Annotated in this window: 19 protein-coding genes and 1 tRNA gene; 9 read left to right on the top strand and 11 right to left on the bottom strand. The window is 34.5% G+C overall.

Annotation, left to right across the window (positions count from 1 at the left end):
• Nucleotides 1-36 precede the first annotated feature (36 nt).
• From recJ to JE46_RS10265, 5 genes are all read left to right on the top strand, one after another.
• Nucleotides 37-1,737 carry a single-stranded-DNA-specific exonuclease RecJ gene (recJ, locus tag JE46_RS10285; protein WP_031455194.1) on the top strand — a complete coding sequence of 567 codons (1,701 nt, stop codon included), beginning with the start codon at nt 37-39 and terminating at the stop codon, nt 1,735-1,737.
• Nucleotides 1,727-3,007, top strand: coding sequence for an MFS transporter (locus JE46_RS10280; protein WP_031455193.1), 1,281 nt, complete (start codon nt 1,727-1,729; stop codon nt 3,005-3,007). Before recJ ends, JE46_RS10280 begins: the two co-directional genes overlap by 11 nt.
• On the top strand, nt 3,007-3,921 hold the full coding sequence (locus JE46_RS10275) for an alpha/beta fold hydrolase (protein WP_031455192.1): 915 nt from the start codon (nt 3,007-3,009) through the stop codon (nt 3,919-3,921). The genes JE46_RS10280 and JE46_RS10275 overlap by 1 nt, the downstream gene beginning before the upstream one ends.
• A 155-nt stretch (nt 3,922-4,076) precedes the next feature.
• Complete coding sequence (locus tag JE46_RS10270) at nt 4,077-4,433, top strand: hypothetical protein (protein WP_031455191.1); 357 nt, start codon at nt 4,077-4,079, stop codon at nt 4,431-4,433.
• Between the two features lie 72 nt (nt 4,434-4,505).
• On the top strand, nt 4,506-5,720 hold the full coding sequence (locus JE46_RS10265; RefSeq protein ID WP_031455190.1) for a cytochrome c3 family protein: 1,215 nt from the start codon (nt 4,506-4,508) through the stop codon (nt 5,718-5,720).
• Here JE46_RS10265 and JE46_RS10260 read toward each other — a convergent pair whose 3' ends face one another.
• From JE46_RS10260 to JE46_RS10250, 3 genes are all read right to left on the bottom strand, one after another.
• Nucleotides 5,721-6,464, bottom strand: a complete 744-nt coding sequence (locus JE46_RS10260) for a UDP-2,3-diacylglucosamine diphosphatase (protein ID WP_031455189.1) — start codon at nt 6,462-6,464, stop codon at nt 5,721-5,723.
• Between the two features lie 109 nt (nt 6,465-6,573).
• Entirely contained in the window at nt 6,574-7,026 is a 453-nt protein-coding gene (locus tag JE46_RS10255; protein WP_031455188.1) for a 6-pyruvoyl trahydropterin synthase family protein, read from the bottom strand.
• Nucleotides 7,027-7,187: 161 nt separating this feature from the next.
• The gene (locus JE46_RS10250; RefSeq protein WP_031455187.1) at nt 7,188-7,952 is read right to left on the bottom strand and encodes an enoyl-CoA hydratase/isomerase family protein; all 765 of its coding nucleotides are present in this window, start codon (nt 7,950-7,952) and stop codon (nt 7,188-7,190) included.
• A 106-nt stretch (nt 7,953-8,058) separates the two neighbouring features.
• On the opposite strand from JE46_RS10250, the gene JE46_RS10245 reads away from it, so the two are divergent.
• Nucleotides 8,059-8,132, top strand: a tRNA-Ala gene (locus tag JE46_RS10245).
• Between the two features lie 54 nt (nt 8,133-8,186).
• Here the strand turns inward: JE46_RS10245 and JE46_RS24265 are convergent.
• A complete protein-coding gene (locus tag JE46_RS24265) occupies nt 8,187-8,360 on the bottom strand; it encodes a hypothetical protein (protein ID WP_167343429.1) in 174 nt (57 codons plus the stop codon).
• 189 nt (nt 8,361-8,549) lie between these two features.
• Between JE46_RS24265 and JE46_RS10240 the strand changes: the two genes are divergently transcribed.
• Nucleotides 8,550-9,113, top strand: a complete 564-nt coding sequence (locus tag JE46_RS10240; protein WP_031455186.1) for a DUF6642 family protein — start codon at nt 8,550-8,552, stop codon at nt 9,111-9,113.
• Between the two features lie 237 nt (nt 9,114-9,350).
• Here the strand turns inward: JE46_RS10240 and JE46_RS10235 are convergent, their stop codons facing one another.
• The 4 genes from JE46_RS10235 to JE46_RS10220 all read right to left on the bottom strand — a co-directional run bounded on the left by JE46_RS10235 (nt 9,351) and on the right by JE46_RS10220 (nt 12,614).
• On the bottom strand, nt 9,351-9,680 hold the full coding sequence (locus tag JE46_RS10235) for a YegP family protein (protein ID WP_031455185.1): 330 nt from the start codon (nt 9,678-9,680) through the stop codon (nt 9,351-9,353).
• 108 nt (nt 9,681-9,788) lie between these two features.
• Nucleotides 9,789-10,748, bottom strand: a complete 960-nt coding sequence (locus tag JE46_RS10230) for a lipid A deacylase LpxR family protein (RefSeq protein WP_230408805.1) — start codon at nt 10,746-10,748, stop codon at nt 9,789-9,791.
• Nucleotides 10,735-11,502, bottom strand: a complete 768-nt coding sequence (mtgA, locus tag JE46_RS10225) for a monofunctional biosynthetic peptidoglycan transglycosylase (RefSeq protein ID WP_031455183.1) — start codon at nt 11,500-11,502, stop codon at nt 10,735-10,737. Before mtgA ends, JE46_RS10230 begins: the two co-directional genes overlap by 14 nt.
• A complete protein-coding gene (locus tag JE46_RS10220; RefSeq protein WP_031455182.1) occupies nt 11,502-12,614 on the bottom strand; it encodes an NAD(P)/FAD-dependent oxidoreductase in 1,113 nt (370 codons plus the stop codon). The genes mtgA and JE46_RS10220 overlap by 1 nt, the downstream gene beginning before the upstream one ends.
• A 250-nt stretch (nt 12,615-12,864) precedes the next feature.
• Here JE46_RS10220 and JE46_RS10215 point away from each other — a divergent pair, with 250 nt between their 5' ends.
• Both JE46_RS10215 and JE46_RS10210 read left to right on the top strand, forming a co-directional pair.
• Nucleotides 12,865-14,766, top strand: coding sequence for a S9 family peptidase (locus tag JE46_RS10215; protein ID WP_031455181.1), 1,902 nt, complete (start codon nt 12,865-12,867; stop codon nt 14,764-14,766).
• Between the two features lie 133 nt (nt 14,767-14,899).
• Nucleotides 14,900-17,338, top strand: coding sequence for an ATP-binding response regulator (locus JE46_RS10210; RefSeq protein WP_031455180.1), 2,439 nt, complete (start codon nt 14,900-14,902; stop codon nt 17,336-17,338).
• On the opposite strand, the gene JE46_RS10205 is transcribed toward JE46_RS10210, so the two are convergent.
• From JE46_RS10205 to JE46_RS10195, 3 genes are all read right to left on the bottom strand, one after another.
• The gene (locus tag JE46_RS10205; protein WP_031455179.1) at nt 17,335-18,675 is read right to left on the bottom strand and encodes a sigma-54-dependent transcriptional regulator; all 1,341 of its coding nucleotides are present in this window, start codon (nt 18,673-18,675) and stop codon (nt 17,335-17,337) included. The genes JE46_RS10210 and JE46_RS10205 overlap by 4 nt on opposite strands.
• Nucleotides 18,676-18,801: 126 nt before the next feature.
• Complete coding sequence (locus JE46_RS10200; protein WP_031455178.1) at nt 18,802-19,098, bottom strand: hypothetical protein; 297 nt, start codon at nt 19,096-19,098, stop codon at nt 18,802-18,804.
• 16 nt (nt 19,099-19,114) lie between these two features.
• Entirely contained in the window at nt 19,115-19,411 is a 297-nt protein-coding gene (locus JE46_RS10195; protein ID WP_031455177.1) for a PepSY-like domain-containing protein, read from the bottom strand.
• Nucleotides 19,412-19,421 lie beyond the last annotated feature (10 nt).

The raw sequence follows: 19,421 nt of genomic DNA, 5'->3' as shown, positions 1-19,421 counted from the left end.
AAATCCTAATTCTTAATTTTCAATTCATAATTATTTATGCGCTGGACCCTCAAATCAAAACCTTCAGAAGGAAAGGTAAAACATCTTGCAGCCGCCTTAAACGTAGAAGATTTTGTAGCCACACTTTTGATTCAGCGTGGAATTGAAACTTTCGAAGATGCCAAAAATTTCTTTCGCCCTTCATTAGAACATTTGCATGATCCGTATCTGATGAAAGATATGGGTAAAGCTGTGGCCCGAATCGAATCGGCAATTGAAAATCAGGAAAACATTTTGGTTTTCGGTGATTATGATGTCGACGGAACGACTGCTGTTTCTTTGGTTTCTTCGTATTTAAAATCCCATTACCCAAATATTGCGACTTATATTCCGGATCGTTATGATGAAGGTTATGGAATTTCTTTTAAAGGAATTGACTTTGCAGACGACAACGGATTTTCTTTGATTATCGCTTTAGACTGTGGAATAAAATCAATCGATCATATCGCCTACGCGAAAGCAAAAAACATCGATTTTATTGTTTGTGACCACCACAGACCAGGAGAAATTCTTCCGGATGCTGTTGCAGTCTTAGATCCAAAAAGAGAAGACTGTTCCTACCCTTACGATGAATTATGCGGCTGCGGAGTTGGTTTTAAACTGATTCAGGCTTTAGGCCAAAGATGGAATGAGACAATCGAAGATCTCGTTCCCTACCTGGATTTAGTTGCTACGGCAATTGCAGCAGATATCGTTCCAATTACAGGTGAAAACAGGGTTTTGGCTTATTTTGGATTAAAGGTAATCAACAGTGAGCCAAGACCTGGAATTAAAGCCCTGACACATCAAATCAAAAAGAAAGTTTTAGATATTACCGATGTTGTTTTTATTATTTCTCCCCGAATTAATGCCGCAGGAAGAATCAAACATGGTAATCATGCTGTTGAATTGCTGACCGAATTTGACTTTGAACAGGCGCAGCAATTTGCTTCAGAAATAGAACAATACAATGCAGACCGAAAAGATTTGGATAAAAAAATTACCAAAGAAGCTTTTCAGCAAATTTTAGAAAACCAGGAAGAAGATCGCTTTTCTACCGTTGTTTTTCAGGAAGACTGGCACAAGGGCGTAATCGGAATTGTCGCATCGAGATTAATTGAAACCTACTATCGCCCTACTTTGGTATTTACAAAAAGCGGTGACAAATATGCAGCTTCTGCAAGATCAGTAAAGGGTTTTGATGTTTACAATGCATTAGATACCTGTTCAGAACATCTTGAGCAATTTGGAGGACATATGTATGCAGCCGGCATGACTTTAAAGGCAGAAAATTATCTGGCTTTCAAAGCAGCTTTTGAGAAATGTGTTGAAGAAACTATTCATCCCGAAATGCGTACTCCCGAAATCGAAATTGATGCCGAAATTGATTTCTCAGATATAACGCCAAAACTGATTCGGATTTTAAAACAGTTCGAACCTTTTGGTCCACAAAACATGACACCGGTTTTTATGTCTTCCAACGTAAAAGATACAGGCTACGCAAAGACATTAGGTGCAGATGATGAACATTTGAGACTTTTTGTAAAACAAAATAATTCAGACGGAATTGCGGCGATAGGTTTTGGACTTGGAAAAAAAATTGAAATCACAAAAAATCAAAATACTTTTCAGCTAGCCTATTCACTGGCTGAAAATGAGTGGAATGACACTGTTTCAACTCAGCTTATGCTTAAAGATATTAGAAAAAATGAAGAATAAAGAAAAGAAAAACGACCCGTATCAGGCGTTACGTTATAGAGAATTTAATGTTTTTTTATTATTGCGTTTCGCCATGGTTTTTGCCTGGTCCATGCAGTTTATTGTTATTGAATGGGAAGTTTATAGTTTAACTAAGAATCCGCTTTCTTTGGGAATGATTGGTTTAATGGAAGTAATTCCGGCTGTTTCGATGGCCTTATTTGCCGGACATATGGTCGATCAAAGAGAGAAAAAAGGCTTATTGGTAAAATGTATCCTCGGATTCTCTGTCATTAGCTTCGGACTCTTTTTACTAACCTGGCCAAAAGTTGTAGACGGATTCTCATCAGATACAATTTTATATTCTATTTATGCCCTGGTTTTTTTAGGAGGACTGGTTCGTGCTTTTCTTGGACCAACAATTTTCTCTCTCTTGTCATTAATTGTACCTAAAAAAGCATATCCAAATGCTGCTACCTGGAGTAGTTCTGTCTGGCAGATCGGAGCAGTTTTAGGACCGGCTGTAGCGGGTTTTTCAATTAATTTCATTGGAGTTCACTGGTCTATGTGTACAGTTGTTGGATTTTCTGTTTTCTCTTTAATTGCTTTATCACAAATAGAGAAAAAACCGATTTTAAATCCAAAGATTGGTGAACCGGTAATGGAGAGCCTGAAAGAAGGAATCAAATTTGTGTTTAACAATAAAACCATCCTTGGTGTACTTTCATTAGATATGGTTGCGGTTCTGTTTGGTGGTGCAGTCGCTTTATTACCTGTTTTTGCTCAGGATATTTTAAAAGTAGGACCAGAAGGATTTGGAGTATTAAGGGCAGCTCCGGCTATTGGTGCTTTTATTACCATGTTAATTTCTGCCTATGTTCCTTTGTATAAGAAAGCCGGAATGAAACTTTTAATCGCCATTTTTGTTTTCGGATTGTGTATAATTTTATTCGGAATCTCTACTATTTTCTGGCTTTCAGTCGCAGCCTTATTTTTGAGCGGAGTTGCTGATGGAATTTCAGTAGTAATTCGCCAGACTATTCTGCAGCTTAAAACTCCCGATCACATGCGTGGGCGTGTAGCGGCGGTAAACTCAATGTTTGTTGGCTCATCAAATGAGTTAGGCGCCTTTGAAAGCGGTTTGACAGCTAAATTAATGACACCCGTGATTTCTGTAATTTTTGGAGGAAGTATGACATTATTAACTGTTTTAGGTTTCGGAGCGGCTTCACCAACCTTTAGAAATTTAGATCTTCAAAAAGATATGGAAGATCATCAGAATATGGAATAATGAAATCATTACTAACAGCATTATTTTTAGCAATATCTCTTTTCGCAAAGGGACAAAATCTTTATATTAAAACATACGGAAATCAAACAAACAAAGCAGTAATTTTTATACATGGAGGTCCAGGAGGCAACGCAACTTTGTTTGAAGCAACAACAGCACAAAAACTGGCAGATACTGGTTTTTATGTAATTATTTATGACAGAAGAGGAGAAGGAAGATCTGCAGATCCAAATGCAAAGTTTACTTACGATGAAGCATTTCAGGATTTAAATTCAATTTATAAAAAATATCATTTAAAAAAGGCTATTTTATTAAGTCATAGTTTTGGTGGTTTGGTAGCGACGCTTTACACTAATAAATATCCACAGCATGTTAGTGCTTTGGTTCTTGCCGGTGCTTTATTTTCGCAGCAGGAAACGTATAACCATATTTTAAATACACTTCAAAAAAAATACAGTAATGATGCTGAACAACTGAAGAGAATAAGTTATGTTGAAAATTTAGACAAAAAGTCTGCAGCATATCGAAAAGGATGTTTTGAACTTGCAGGAGAAAACAATTTTTTCAAAATGCCAAAACCTACGGATTATTCTAAAAATTTATACACTGAATATGAAACAGGAGAATTTTTCAAAACAAACATCCGAAATAAAAATGCACCATTGCTTTTTTATCAAAACGAAAAACAAAACAATATTGACAGCCGGCCTTTTTTGAAAAAAATCAAAACTAACCGTATTCCTGTTTTTGGAATTTACGGAAAAGATGACAGCATTTTTTCATTGGTACAAATTACTTCGCTTAAAAATATAACCGGTAGCAATCATTTTGCTTTTATTGAAAATTGTTCTCACTATTTATTTGTAGATCAACAAGATGAATTTATAAATCAAATAAAAAAATGGTTCCATTAGCTTTAATATTTCGCGAATGATATTAAAATTTTTATGACGAATGAATCTCTGGATTAATTTTACTTATGGAATAAAAAAAAATAACAATTTTCAAGATTCTTTATTTAGAATTAATATAAATAATATTTATATTTGTTTGAATAAAGGATTTGTAAATGAAAGATATTGAACAGATATACCATAATAACTTTGGAGTTTCCTTTTACTGGAAAAAGGAAAACAAAACGATATTAGATAAAGTACAATTGGTTTTTAGAGAGACCGGATTTTATCTTTCTGTTGCCGAATTGAATCAGTTTTGTGATTTGATTGAGGACAGTCTTATTGAAAATACTTGTTGTGAATCCTGTCAGATAAAAAACAGCTGCCATAAATTTTTACTCAAAACCCCTCTGCCACAAGTAGATTTAGCAGTTTCGATGAAAGAAATAAAATCCATAAAGGATTTGGTCGAAGGAACTTTATTTCGATTAGATCTGGATGAATATGTATATGGGGCAGGCTTAAATTAAGAAGTATCATTTTTTTTAACAGTTATTTTTTTATAATTTAAATATATTTATTTAAAAAAGTAAATTTAAATTATGAAGAAAGCACGTATTGTTTTTACCATTTTTATTTTCGGCATATTTTTAACAGGTTGCAAAAATGAATCGGACGATTATACAGACCCTCGCGGAACAGATTATGCGGGCTCTGAAAGTTGTGTTCAGTGTCATCAAAAGCAACATCAAACAGCTATTCACAGTGGTCATTTTAAAGCCTCATTACCTGCTACTAAAGAAAACATTCTAGGATATTTTGCAAATGGCAAAAATACTTTTGTCTATGACAAGAATACTAGAGTAGTCATGGAGGAACGTAATGATTCCCTTTATCAGGTATTATACAAAAACGGTAAAGAGATTAAAGCATATCCCTTTGACGTTATTTTCGGGTTCAAACATGCACAAACCAGCGGCTACTGGAAAAACCACCGATTTTATGAGCTACCCATTTCTTATTATAAATCTATAAACAACTGGGCAACAAGTCCTAATTATTCTGCAACCAAACCTGATTTTAACAGAAAAATAATAAAAGAATGTTTTGCATGTCACAGCTCCAATATCGCAAGCAAATATGTGACTACAGCCAGCACCGAAACCTATACTTTTATGGGGATGGAAGTCGATGACTTTATGAACAAAAACACTTTACTTTACGGAATAGATTGCGAACGTTGCCATGGACCGGCAAAAAAACATGTTCAGACGCATTTAAAATTTCCTGATTTAAAGAAAACTCAAAATATGGTATCTTTTAGAAATCTAAACAGGCAGCAAAGAATAGATGCTTGCGGACTATGCCATTCAGGTGGTGATCACACTAAACTAAAATCAAGATTTCAATTTAAACCCGGAGAAAGTCTTTCTGATTATTTTAAAGAGAACCAACGCTCAAAAGACACTTTAAATTATGATGTACATGGTAATCAATTGGGCTTGCTTTCTCGAAGCAAATGTTTTCAGAAAAGCCAGACTATGGATTGTATTACCTGCCATAATCCTCATCAGGACTCACCAAAAAGCTACGTGTCTTATTCTAAAATTTGCATCAGCTGTCATCAAAACGCACAACACAATGCTGTAACCCTAAAAACAATCTCAAAATTGAAGTTAACGAATAATTGTGTGGAATGTCATATGCCAAAACAAGATTCAAAAGCAATCCGTTTTCAGCAATCAAATAGTTCAGCTGTTACCAGTTACTCGTTAAGAACACACAAAATAGCTATTTATCCAACAGCTAAAAAATAATTATTTCTCAAACTTTTGGAGTTCAAATTTTTCACCATCAAAAACGCCATAGGTAAAATAGCCAATCCAATCACCTAAATTTACATATTCAGAGTCTTTACCAACCGGAATAATCATAGGTAGGTGACGGTGTCCAAAGATGAAATAATTATAATGTTTGGTTTCGAGTTTACGTTTGGCGTACAAAACCAGCCATTCGTTCTCTTCACCTAAAAACTTAACATCATCATCGCCAGAAATCAATTTGTTTTTAACTGATAAATATTGCGCCAAACGTACACCAACATCAGGATGAAGCCAACGGAAAAACCATTTAGAAAACGGATTTGTAAAGACCTTTTTCATTCGCTTATAACCTTTGTCTCCGGGACCTTTTCCGTCACCGTGCCCAATTAAGAAAGTCTTTCCGTTAAAGGCAAATTCTTTATTATCATGATAAACCGGAATATTCAATTCGGTTTCAAAATAATCATTCATCCATAAATCATGGTTTCCAACAAAGAAAAAAATTGGGATTCCGCTATCGCGAATTTCGGCCAGCTTTCCAAGAATACGAACAAACCCTTTTGGAACAACCGTTTTATATTCGAACCAAAAATCGAATAAATCACCTAATAAAAAAATAGCTTCTGCATCTTCTTTTACCTCATCAAGCCAGGCTACAAATTTCTTTTCACGAGGCAAACTCAATTCAGGAGTCGGCACTCCAAAATGCTGGTCAGAAGCAAAATATATTTTTTTCATTTAGATTTTAGATTGTTAGATCTTAGACTTCTTAGATTTTATAATTCAGTCCTATTTTCATTCTGAACGAAGTCGAAGGGTTGGAATTTGGAAATTAAGAATTGGAATTTTAAAGATTATCAGAAGCGTACCATTCTGCAAATGAAGAGTCTGTTTCCTGAAGTTTTAGTGAGAAAAGTTTAATTCCTGAAGGTAATCTTGCTACAATTCTGGCTGCAAAATCAATTACCATATTTTCACTGGTTGGCTGATAATCGACAAGAATTACATGATGCCCACGATTTTTCAGTTCGTTTGCCAATTCGATATGTGGGGTAGTTTCGTTAAATACAGTGGCATGGTCAAACTGATCGACGATTTCTTCTTTTACAATTTTCTTTAGATCCGAAAAATCGATTACCATTCCGAATTTTACATTTGACCGGTCTGTAATTGGCGAACCAATAACCGTTACCGATAATTTATAACTATGTCCGTGAACGTTTTTACATTTTCCGTCGTAGCCGTATAAAGCGTGTCCGGTTTCGAAGCTAAATTGTTTTGTAATTCTGATATTACTCATCGGTTGTTTTTTCTGCAAATTTAGCAAATACAAGCGAGAAAAAATCTTTTAATAGAAAAAGGTCTTATTTAGGGTTTTAGCCCTGATGGATGCGGCATCCTTTTGTGCCGGGGTTCGGCACAAAAGATATAGCGGACAGCAGGAAACAGCTCCTGAAAAAACTACTTCTTAAATTGCAATAAAGCCTTTTTTGTAAAATCTGACAGAACCAGCTTTCCGGTTATTTTAGCACGCTCGATTAGTATGGACTCCCATTGTTCTGTACCTTCCCAAATAATTTTCTTCATTTCAAATAAAGCCTCAGGATTGTATGAACTTAGTTTTTGAGCAAAATTTTGAACTTCTGTATCCAGATCTTCCGCGTTATGAAGCGACGCAAAAAGTCCGTTTTGTAAAGCCCAGCTTGCCGATTTCCATTCGTGTGCAGCCAAAGTCAATTGTGTCATTGCTGTTTTTCCAATTTTACGGGAAACGGCCGGCTCAATCACAAACGGTCCAATTCCGATAGCTAATTCCGAAAGTTTTACAGCGCTTTCCGGCGTTGCCAAAACATAATCACAGGTGGCAATAATGCCTACGCCGCCGCCAACAGCTTTTCCCTGAACACGGCCAATAATGAGTTTGGTACAGTTTCGCATTGCGTTTAACAAATGGGCAAAACCGGAGAAAAATTCGGTTCCCTGTTCTTCATTTTGTACGGTCAGAAGCTCGTCAAAGGATGCGCCTGAACAAAATACTTTCGAACCTTCGCTTTGCAGGACAATTACGGCAATGGTTTCATTTCTGCTCAGCAAATTGATTTCGGCTGTCAAACGATCCAATAATTCACGCGGAAAAGAATTGCTTGCCGGGTGACCAAATTGCACCGTAGCAACTGCATTTTGAAAAGTAGTCTGCAAAGATCCGCTTTGATTTTCTGAGCTCATAAAATAGTTTTAAACGTAAAGTTACGGTTTTGATAACTATTTTTTGTGCTATATTGGTTTGAAATTTGGTTTTTGAAAATTAATTGACTTTATTTGCTCTCGTTATGGGGGATTAGCTCATTTGGCTAGAGCGCTTGCCTGGCAGGCAAGAGGTGACCGGTTCGAATCCGGTATTCTCCACAAAAAAACCGTATTCCTTAATTGTGATACGGTTTTTTACTTTTTACAAATAAATCATCGTTCGCTGACATTGTCAAAATCCGGTTCGTCTTCATCCGCTTTTTTAAAGTCATTATTTAAAAGTTCCATTAATTTCTTTTTCTCTTTTTGATTTTTTTTAACCGTAAACAAAATCAGCGCAATTAGCACAACCGCCACAATTCCTATTATTATCCAATTGATTTCCATATTCTTAAATTTTATTAAAGTTATGGTTTCTAAATTTTAAGGATATTATCAAAAGGTTAAATCTCAGCAATTGTGTTAAACTGTCTTTTACGGTCTTTTTTATCTTAACAATTATAATTAAATTGCTGTCAGGGATTAAAACGATGGCTTCTTTTTTTAGCTCACATCGTTTATATAAAATCAAATGTCATGGATTCTGATAAATTTATTTTTTGCCTTGAAGGCGTTTCAGATATAGAAAACAACACGGCTACTGAAGTGGTTAAAAGTCTTGAAAAAATGGCTTTTAATCAGGGTATTTCGAGCATTTATAAAACTTGTGACACGATCGAAGGACTTGAAGAAAGCCTGAATACTTTGTTATATGACGACCATAATTTTAAAGATTACGAAATAATCTATCTCGTGATGAAAGGCGAACCCAACAATATTTGCCTTCATGACTACTATTATAGTTTAGAAGAAATTGCCGAAATCTTCGAAGGAAAAATGAAGGGGAAGATTCTACATTTTGCCAATTCAAAAATACTGGATTTAAACGAAGAGGAAGCGCAATATTTTTTGGATATTACCGGCGCAAGAGCTATTTCCGGCTACGGAACAGAGTCTAATAAATTTACCAGTACCGGTTCTGTCGACAAAGCTTTTTTTAAATTATGCCAGGAAGAAGACGATCTTATTGAAATTGTAGAGACTCTTTACGAAAAGCATTACGATCTTTGTAAACTACTCGATTTTAGAATGTATTATTAACTATTTAGGAGCAGTTTATTTAAGTTTTCAAATAGAAATTTTGTCCTGCTGTCCGCTATATCTTTTTCTGTCTAAAAAAGCCATAAAAAGGATACCGCTCCCATCAGGGCTAAGTTAGAGATTCTCGATTTTTCAAGAAACTTTAGACATTTACAATAAAAAAGCCCCAAATAGTGTCTAACTTTTTGGGGGCAGTTCATTTACGAGAGCTTTCAATTATATTGTTTAAATTCAAACCTAAGCCTGATCATCAGTTGTAGCTTCCGGAGCATTAGTTTTTACAGAGGCAATACCGTTATCTCTGGCTGCAATGCTTTCGTACATTTCGCTTGCGCCGATGATTTGACCGTTTGATGCTTTTAAATTAAAATACGGTTTTCCGCTTGATGACTCTTTTTTATCATACTTTGAATCATCCTGCGAATTCGTTTTTACAGATTCTATTCCGTTTAAACAAGCTGCCTTTGTTGAATAACCTTCGCTTGTTAAAATGGTCTGACCGTTGCCGGCCTTTAGATTAAATTGAAATTCTCCGTTGGCTCTCTTGGTAATTACAAATTTTCCCATGCTGATTTTTTTGGTTTAAGTTTAGAAATATTCTTATTGTACTTCTATAAAATTACAAAACTTAGAAATAGGATTTTATGGTTTCCCATAAATTATTGAATTTATAAACTACTTTAGTAAAATACCTAAACGAATCGATCCGTAAAAATAACCTGTATTGGTATTGTGAACAGGATCTTTTAATTCTCTTCCACGATAAATAAAGGAGTAAGATAAATTAAGATTATTATAACGATACTTAAAACCTGCCTCAGCATTAAAACGCAAGGGTTCCAAATCAAAAGTCAACGGGCTTGAGTCATTAAACATACTGCCCTGAATCGTGGCATCATAAAACTGATAATTCACGCTTGGAATTGCATAAAAATAAAACTCCCGAATAGTATACTGTGGTTCAAAACTTACTGATGCATCATGCAAATTAGAATCGTAAACCGGCAGTAGCTTCTTAAAACCAAACCGGGCTAAAAATCCCGTAGAAACCCCTGTAAAAATAGTCCCCAAATTCGCTTCTGACTGAAAATGAAAATCTATAAAATCATTATGCTTACCGGCGAATAATTTTTTAGAATATACAATATGTGCTTGTACAGCCAAAGCATTATGGAGTTGATTTTCCCAGCCATACACTTTTTTATACCCTATGATATGATGAAAACTTTTTTGTGTTTCTTCACCAAAAGCATTAGGTCCCATATAGCCCAGCTGAAAATCTGTTTTTAAAACTGATTCACTTTGATAAAAAAAGCTGCGTCCAACTTCTGCAAAAAGATACCCCGTAAAAGGCCGATCATTTATCGTAACCGCTTCCTCATTAATAAATCTAGGATTATAAATGTATTGCCCGATTCTGAGTTCAGTAATTTTTTTATTGATTTTCTCATTACTGTTTTTTGACAAAAAACGATAAAAAAGTTCCAGTCCATTGGTATAATACATGTCATTTTTAGACGAAGTATACAAATCGTTATCTGTAATAAGCCCAATTTCTTTTGTTTTTCCTTGCCCAAAAGTTAAGGATGTGCCCATTATCAGGAATGCAAAAAAAGCTTTTTTACTTCCCATCATAATTGATTTTTCCAACGGCACGCATCTCACGAACAATTCTTTCTTTTCTTCTAACAATATAACTTGATGAACCTGTCGCTTTAAATTTTCTCGGATTTGGAAGAATTGCTGCAATTCCTGCAGCCTGCATTGGTGTTAAGCTTGAGGCATCACGGCGGTACCAATATTCTGTTGCTGCATAAGCGCCATAAACTCCATCTCCCATTTCGATACTGTTCAGATAAACCTCCATGATACGTTCTTTGCCCCAGATGAGTTCAATTAGAACTGTAAAATAAGCTTCCAGACCTTTACGAAAATAACTCTTTCCCTGCCAAAGAAAAACGTTTTTGGCTGTTTGCTGTGAAATAGTACTTCCTCCACGAATTCTACGGCCACGTTCATTGCTTTTATATGCCTTTTGAAGTGCCTTAAAATCGAATCCATTGTGATACAAAAAAGTTCCGTCTTCACTGGCGATCACTGCTTTTTGAAGATTCTTCGAAATTTTTTCAATTGGTTCCCAATTATGATCAAAATACACTTCTTTATCTGCCATTTTATTTTCAATTACCCGGATTACCATAAGTGGTGTAAAGAATACCGGAACATATTTGAAAATAACAACAGACGCAATCGAAACTCCGAAAAACCATAAAGCAGCTTTGATGAAAAACCATTTTATTTTTTGCATTAAATTACGATTTGACTTTTTAGAAGCCGGTTTAGATTTACCTGTGGTTGTTTTTTTTTGTATTGGTTTTTTAACTGCCATTATATTAAGTCTGCTAATTCTGTTCCTATTAAACTGCCTATTGCTACTCCCATTCCGCCTAAACGCACTCCACAAAACACGTTTTCAGACAGTTGTAACACAACAGGTTTCTTACTGTTCCCTACTCCCATAATCCCACTCCAACGGTGTGCAATCCGGAAATCCTGATTTGGTAAAATTACATTTTTAAGTAAATCTTCCAATTTATTTTGCACAATTTTGGTTTGACCGAATTCTGTAGTGTTTTCAGTTTCAAAATCTAAGTTTCTTCCTCCTCCAAGCAGAATTTTATCACCGACATTCCTAAAATAATAATAACCTCTGTCTAAATGAAAAGTCCCTTTGATATCTAAATTAGCAATTGGCTCCGTAATTATAACCTGAGCTCTGGCTGGCATAACAGCACCTTTTGTCAGGGTATTGGCAAATCCATTGGTGGCAAAAAGTATTTTTTTTGAAATAAAGCTAAAATCGTCTAAAACAACTTCAACATAATTTCCTGTATCAGTATAAGAAGTTACTGTCTGCTGATTCAGAATTAAAACGTTAGCAGCGACAGCTTGTTTCAGCAATTCCTGCATCATGTTTCCGGTATCAATCTGTGCTTCAAACGGATTAAAAATCAAATATTCCTGAATATTTTCAAATCCAAAACGGTCTACTTCTTTGGTAAAAACCTCTGCTTTAAAAAGTGGTTTTAAAATTTCATTAATAAAAGGCAATCTGTTCACGCATTCATTAAAACCAAATTCATCCTCTTTCAAAAACAATTCATAACCACCGTAAGGCCTGAAATCTATTACATCATCCCCAAGCCTTTTTCGAAGCAGCTGCAAACCCTTCCAGCGTTTTTCAATCAATTGAACAACATCTTCTTCGGTATGCGTCTTTAAGTCATCCATAATTTCAGAAATACTTCCAAAACAGGCAAAACCTGCATTTTTGGTACTGGCTCCTTCTGGCAACATTCCTTTTTCTAGCACTAGAATTTTTGCTGTTGGGAATCTTTCGCGTAAGCGCAATCCGGCATGCAAACCTACAATGCCGCTTCCAACTATGGTATAATCTACGTTTGTGAACCAATTTTTAAGTTCCCAATAACTTAATTCCATCACGTCAATTTTTTATAAAAATAATGATTTTTTGTACCAAAAAAATAAATTCAAATCTGAAATTCCGAATCCCAAACTTAATTTTAAATTTATTCATGATAAAAAAACTCTTACTGTAGTTTTTTGAAATTTGAATTTAAGAACCGGCATTTAAACTCCTAAACTTTAACAATTATATAGTATTTGAAATTTAACTAATCGGAGCTGAAATGTTGTATTTTTAGCACCACAAAAAAATAGAATTTTTATTATGAAAAAAGTATTATTTATAACCTTAATAATGATGAGTTTAAACGCTATCGGGCAAAATGTAATGTCGCAGGAATTACTATGGAAATTAGGAAGAGTAACACCGCTTGGACTTTCAAAAGATGCCAAAAATATTGTTTTTAAGGTTTCGACCCCTTCTGTCGAAGAAAACAAATCACATTCTAAATTTTATATTCTCCCGGTAAACGGAGGAAATGCAACTGAAATTAAAGACACAAAAGAAATTCTGGCCGACAAAAACATTTCGCCTGACGGAAAATATCTGGTGTATAATGAAGAAGTAAAACTGGAAAAAGTGTTAGGAAAAGATTTCTATCCAAATCTTGACAAAGCGGAGGCCCAAATTTATAATGGCCTGGATTATCGCCATTGGGATACCTGGAACGAAGGGAAATTTAATCATGTCTTTTATAAAGAAAACAAAGACGGCGCAAAAGGAATTGACATTTTAAAAGGTGAAAATTTTGACAGCCCTCAAAAACCTTTTGGCGGTGACGAAGATTATATCTGGTCTCCGGACAGCAAAAGCATCCTGTATGTGTGCAAGAAAAAAGCCGGAACTGAATATGCTATTTCTACAAATACAAATATTTACGAGTACAATTTAGAAACCCAAAAAACAGTAAACAGAACTGAGGACAATTTGGGTTACGATACGGCTCCGCAATTTTCTCCAACAGGAAATTTATCGTGGCTGCAAATGAAACGTGACGGTTACGAGTCTGATAAAAATGATATTATTGTTGAATTTAAAGGAACCAAACAAAATTTAACAGCAAACTGGGATGGAACTGTAGATAATTTTATCTGGAGCAAAGATGGCAAAAATGTGTTTTTTGTTGCTCCTGTCGACGGAACAAAACAGCTTTTCACAGTAAACTTTCCGGGAGTAACCCGAATTGCAATTACAGTTCGTCAATTAACAAATGGTGATTTTGACGTAAATGACTTAGTTGGTTTCTCTGGTGATGACATTATTGCAACGCGATCTGATATGAATCACGCTTCTGAAATTTATTCTTTTAATTTGAAGAAAAACACCTGGAAGCAATTATCAAACATTAACACAGAAACATACGAAACGTTAGCCCTGAGCAAAACCGAAAAGCGTTATGTGACTACAACTGATGGCAAAAAAATGCTGGTTTGGGTAATTTTGCCTCCAAATTTCGACGCTTCAAAAAAATACCCAACCTTATTGTTTTGTCAGGGAGGCCCTCAAAGTCCGTTGACACAATCGTATTCTTTCCGTTGGAATTTCTCTTTAATGGCTGCGAAAGGTTATGTGGTTGTAGCGCCAAACCGTCGTGGAATGCCGGGTCATGGTGTAGAATGGAACGAGCAAATCAGTAAAGACTGGGGAGGTCAGGTTATGGATGATTACCTGTCTGCTATTGATGATGTTGCCAAAGAAAACTACGTTGATAAAAGCCGTTTAGGATGTGTGGGCGCAAGCTATGGAGGATATTCTGTATTTTATTTAGCCGGAATTCACAAAAACCGATTTAAGACATTCATTGCTCACGATGGCGTTTTTAATACACAAAGCATGTTTGGCACTACCGAAGAAGTTTTCTTTAATAACTGGGATTTTGGCGGTGCTTACTGGGAAAAAGATAATGCGGTTGCACAAAAAACCTACACAACATTTAATCCGGCAACTTTGGTTGGAAACTGGAACAAGCCTATTTTAATTGTTCAGGGCGGAAAAGATTTTCGTGTACCAATCGGACAAAGTCAGGAAGCTTTTCAGGCAGCGCAGTTAAGAGGCATAAAAAGCCGTTTACTTTATTTTCCTGATGAAAACCACTGGGTCTTAAAGCCTCAGAATGCACAGGTTTGGCAAAACGAATTTTTTAAATGGTTAGACGAAACTCTTTAATTAAAAAACTAAATTAGAACTGGCCGCAGATTTATAGTCTGTGGTCTTTTTTTTTAGGAAAGTTTGGCTTTTTAAAACAGATAATATTGAATAAATTGCAGTAATCATTTCAAAAAAGCTACATTAACAATTTATGGAAAGTAAAAAAAGCTACATGCCCATCAAGGTTCTCTTTAGTTATGCTGCATTACTGGCACTTGTTGTTACCGTAGGGTGGTTTTTATATTCTGAAAATGTAGTATACAATAAATTAGAAAATAAAATTGCCTATGAAAAAACCAAAATATTACGGGTAAGCAAACTTTTTTCGAATGTATATAAAACAGAAAGTTTAGCCCGAAAGACAATTCAGACCAACTCTGAAAAAGATTTCAAAAGTTATTTAATTGAAACTGATTCTTTACGTTCCCGAATAGACACTCTAAAACAAATTGTTACAACAGAATATCAAAAAGTTTTATTGGATAGCGTAACTTACTTATTATCTGAAAAAACAGAAAACATCAGACAATTAAAAACCATAAAAAACAAAGCCGAAGATGAAGTTTCTGTAAACACTGCTATTGATGAAATTACCAAAATGGAGTTTAAACTACGAAAACTGGAACTTCAGGATTTTACCAAAAGTCCGAATGATCTAGGGAGTTATCAACGAAATGTTTTGCAAAAATACGTTGATTACCTCAATCAGAATATTCCGGATGACAGCACGAATACTTTAAGCAAACAAGCTTCTGATTCGATTTTGGCCAATTCAAAAAAACTTCTGAGCGATGTAAAACAAAAAGCCGAAAAGAAAAAAGAATCTTTAAATTTCGAAGAAAACAAACTGCTTAAAAACGAAATTGCCATTTCTGAACAACTTCGAAAAGTGCTTCGGATTATTGAGCGGGAAATTATCATCAACTCAATAAAAAACAATTCACTAAAAGAAAAATCTCTTAAAAAAGTGAACGAAATTGTTACCGCTTCGGCCATTATCGGTTTATTACTTACGGTAGTCTTCTCAATTATAATTGTAAGCGATTATTCAAAATCGCAATTGTATAAAAAGCAGTTGGAAATTGCCAATTTTAAAACCAAAAACCTGCTTAAAAGCCGGGAACAGCTAATCTCGACAGTAAGTCATGATTTAAAAACACCTTTGAGTACCATTGTAGGGTATTCAGAACTTTTGGGCAATTCTGATGTTACTACCAAACAATCCTACTTTATCAAAAATATCAAGAATTCCTCTGAATATATTACTCAATTGGTCCAGGATCTATTGGATTTTTCTCAAATTGAAGCCGGAAAAATCACAATTGAGAAAGTTCCTTTTTTGTTACCTGAAATCATTGATGAAGTGGCTAAAAACATTCAGACTGTTTACAAACAAAAAAATATCGACCTTATTATCAATGCTGATGAAAAACTGAGCACAAAAATCGTTGGAGATCCGTTTCGCTTAAAACAAATTTTGAGCAACATTATCGGGAATGCCTATAAATTTACTGAAGAAGGTTTTATAAAAATTAGTGCTTATGTAGCCGAAGATAATGACTTTTTTACAATTACTATTGAAGATTCAGGAATTGGAATTGAGAAAGAAAACCAGAAATTAGTTTTTGAAGAATTTGCTCAGGCAAATGAAAACATCGAAAAAAAATATGGCGGAACTGGTTTGGGACTGGCTATTTGTCAAAAAATAATTTCGATTTTAGGTGGAAAATTAAACCTTAAAAGTACGTTTGGAGAAGGAAGTACTTTTAAAATTACCCTTCCACTATTATTCGATTCAAGTGTAAGTTTAAAAAAGACTAAATCAGAAGAAATTATTCCGATTTCTAAAAACTTAACTTTTATTGTTGTTGATGACGACATCAATTTATTGAATTTAACCAGTACTGTATTAAAACAGCAAAATCATCAGGTATTCTCCTTTACACATGCTACAAAAGCTTTAGAATCAATTCAAAACACTGATTTTGATTTTATCATTACTGATATTCAAATGCCAGAAGTTGATGGTTTTTTGTTTATTGAAAAATTAAAACAAGAAACCAATTCCTTTTATAAAGGTCAACCCATTATTGCTATAACCGGACGAACAGATTTAGATTTTTATGTCTATTCAAAAGCTGGTTTTTCAACTGTGATAAAAAAACCATATTCTCCAAAAATTCTGCTTGAAACTATCCAGCGTGTTTTAGACAACGATATTCTTTCTGATAAAATTGTAAAAACTAAAAAGGAATTATCTTCAAAATCGTATTCTTTAACATCTTTAAAAGAGTTTTTGGGAAATGATAATGATGCTTCAAAAGAGTTTATAGAATCATTTATAGAAAGCACAAAGCTCAACTTAAACGCTTTGGAAAATGCCGTGCAAGAAAAAAATATATCCGAAATAAATTCAATTGCACACCGGATAGCCCCTATGTTCAGACAGATTCAGGCAGATGAAATTGGTGAAATTTTAAAAACACTGGAACAAAATAATTTAGATAATTCAGAACTAAATTCTCTTTATAATAATTTAAAAGTCAAAATTGATTTACTTTTTGAAACTTTAAAAAAGGAAAATTTTTAATCGATATTATATTGTTTCAATTTATTGTAAAGTGTTTTTCGGGTTATTTTCAAAAGCTTTGCTGCTTCTGATTTATTGTTTTGAGTTCTGGATAAAGCATGAATGATAGCTTCTTTTTCATTATCTGATAAAGAAAAACTACCGGAATTACTTTGTTTTTCTGTCTGAAAAAACTCAATAGGCAAAACATCAATTTCAATGAAGTCTCCCTGAGATAAAAGCGTGGCTCGTTTGATACAGTTTTGAAGTTCACGGAGATTCCCAGGCCAGCTATATTTTTGAAAAATAGCCACTACTTCCGGTGAGAATCCGATAATATCTTTGTTCAACTGATGATTTGCTTTGTCTAAAAAATAATCTGCAAAAACCATCAAATCTTCTCCTCTGTCTGTTAATGAAGGAGACTGAATAGAGAATTCATTAATACGGTGATACAAATCTTCCCGGAAATCGCCATTTTTTACAGCTTCACGCAAATCCTCATTAGTTGCTGTAATAATTCGGATATCAACATTGATTTCCTTATTGCTACCAACAGGTTTTATTTTTCTTTCCTGAAGTGCTCTCAGCAATTGAATCTGATTCTCATAAGAAAGGTTTCCAATTTCGTCCAAAAAAAGGGTTCCTCCATTTGCTGCTTCAAAATAACCGGTTTTATCACTGATTGCTCCTGTAAAAGATCCTTTTAAATGTCCAAAGAATTCACTGGCAGCCAACTCTTTCGGAATAGCACCACAGTCAACAGCGATGAAGTTATTGTTTTTACGGTGGCTTTGCTGATGGATACTTTTAGCGATAATCTCTTTTCCGGTTCCGCTTTCACCAATAATTAAAACAGACATATCCGTAGGACTGACCAATTTAATGTGTTCTAACAATTTTTTTGAGGCAACAGAAATTCCTCGTACAAATTCGTTGTCAGAAGAAACCTCTTTTGTTGGAATTCTTTTTTCTTTTACTATTTCTTTTTCGGCCGGTACGGTTTGTAATGCATTTGTAATAACCAGTAAAACTTCATCGGGATTAAACGGCTTCGAGATGTAATCAGAAGCTCCATTTTTTATTGCTTTTACGGCTGTATTTACATCTGAATAGCCTGTCATAAGCACAACAGGAATTTGAGGATGCGAAATCTTAAATTCGGTCATCAAAACAATACCATCAGCATCAGGTAAACGAAGATCCATCAAAATTAAATCAAAGGATTCTTTTTTGACACACAATCTCGCTTCCTCTGCTGAAAAAGCAATGGTTACCTCGTATGCTTTCTTTATCAGAAATTTTTCTAATAATTTGCAGAATGAAATATCGTCTTCTATTAATAATATCTTCAGCATTTTGTGTCTTGGGACTTTTTGCTAAAATACCACTATTAATACAGTATTTTCACAAAATTATGTAAAAAAAAAGAGACTGCTAATGCAATCTCTTTTTCACCAAAAACATAAATCTAATTCACCTAATTATATTTTTAACCAGTTTCCATTGGCATCTGAGTAAACAGTAGCCTTTTGGTCTCCAACTGAAATGTCTAATTTGTATTCGTTTTTATCATTTTTATACGCTTTTTCAAGCACTGCACCCGGATAAGCTGTTTCTAATGCAGTTTTCACTGCTGCAGGAACATCATCCTTATTAATTTCAGTATATTCTGACTGAAAGACTACGGAAGTTTTTACTGGTTGAGCATCAGTAATTGTTGATGCATAGATTGACAAACTTCCAAAAACAATCGCTGCGGATAAAATTAACTTTTTCATAATATTTTAATTTTAGTTACTTTTTAATAATATTTCCTGATGCATCTGTAAAAATTGTATACTTCTTCTCCCCGCTTGAAATTTCCAGTTTGTACTCGTTTTTTGCATTTTTATACGCCTTTTCGAGCTTAGTGTTTGGAAAAGATTTTTCAACTGTTGATTTTACAGCTGCCGGAACCGCATCTGAGGCTACTTCAGTATATTCATCCTGAATAATTACAGAATTAATAGCTGAAATTGTACCTTCAGGAATAGCAGCCTGAACTGATAAACCTCCTAAAATAATTGCTGCAGATAAGATCAATTTTTTCATAATGCTTTTT

The sequence above is a fragment of the Flavobacterium chungangense LMG 26729 genome (genome assembly GCF_000735715.2).
GTDB classification, from domain to species: domain Bacteria; phylum Bacteroidota; class Bacteroidia; order Flavobacteriales; family Flavobacteriaceae; genus Flavobacterium; species Flavobacterium chungangense.
Note: the sequence above shows the minus strand (reverse complement) of the source record. Positions and strands in the feature narration are given on the sequence as shown.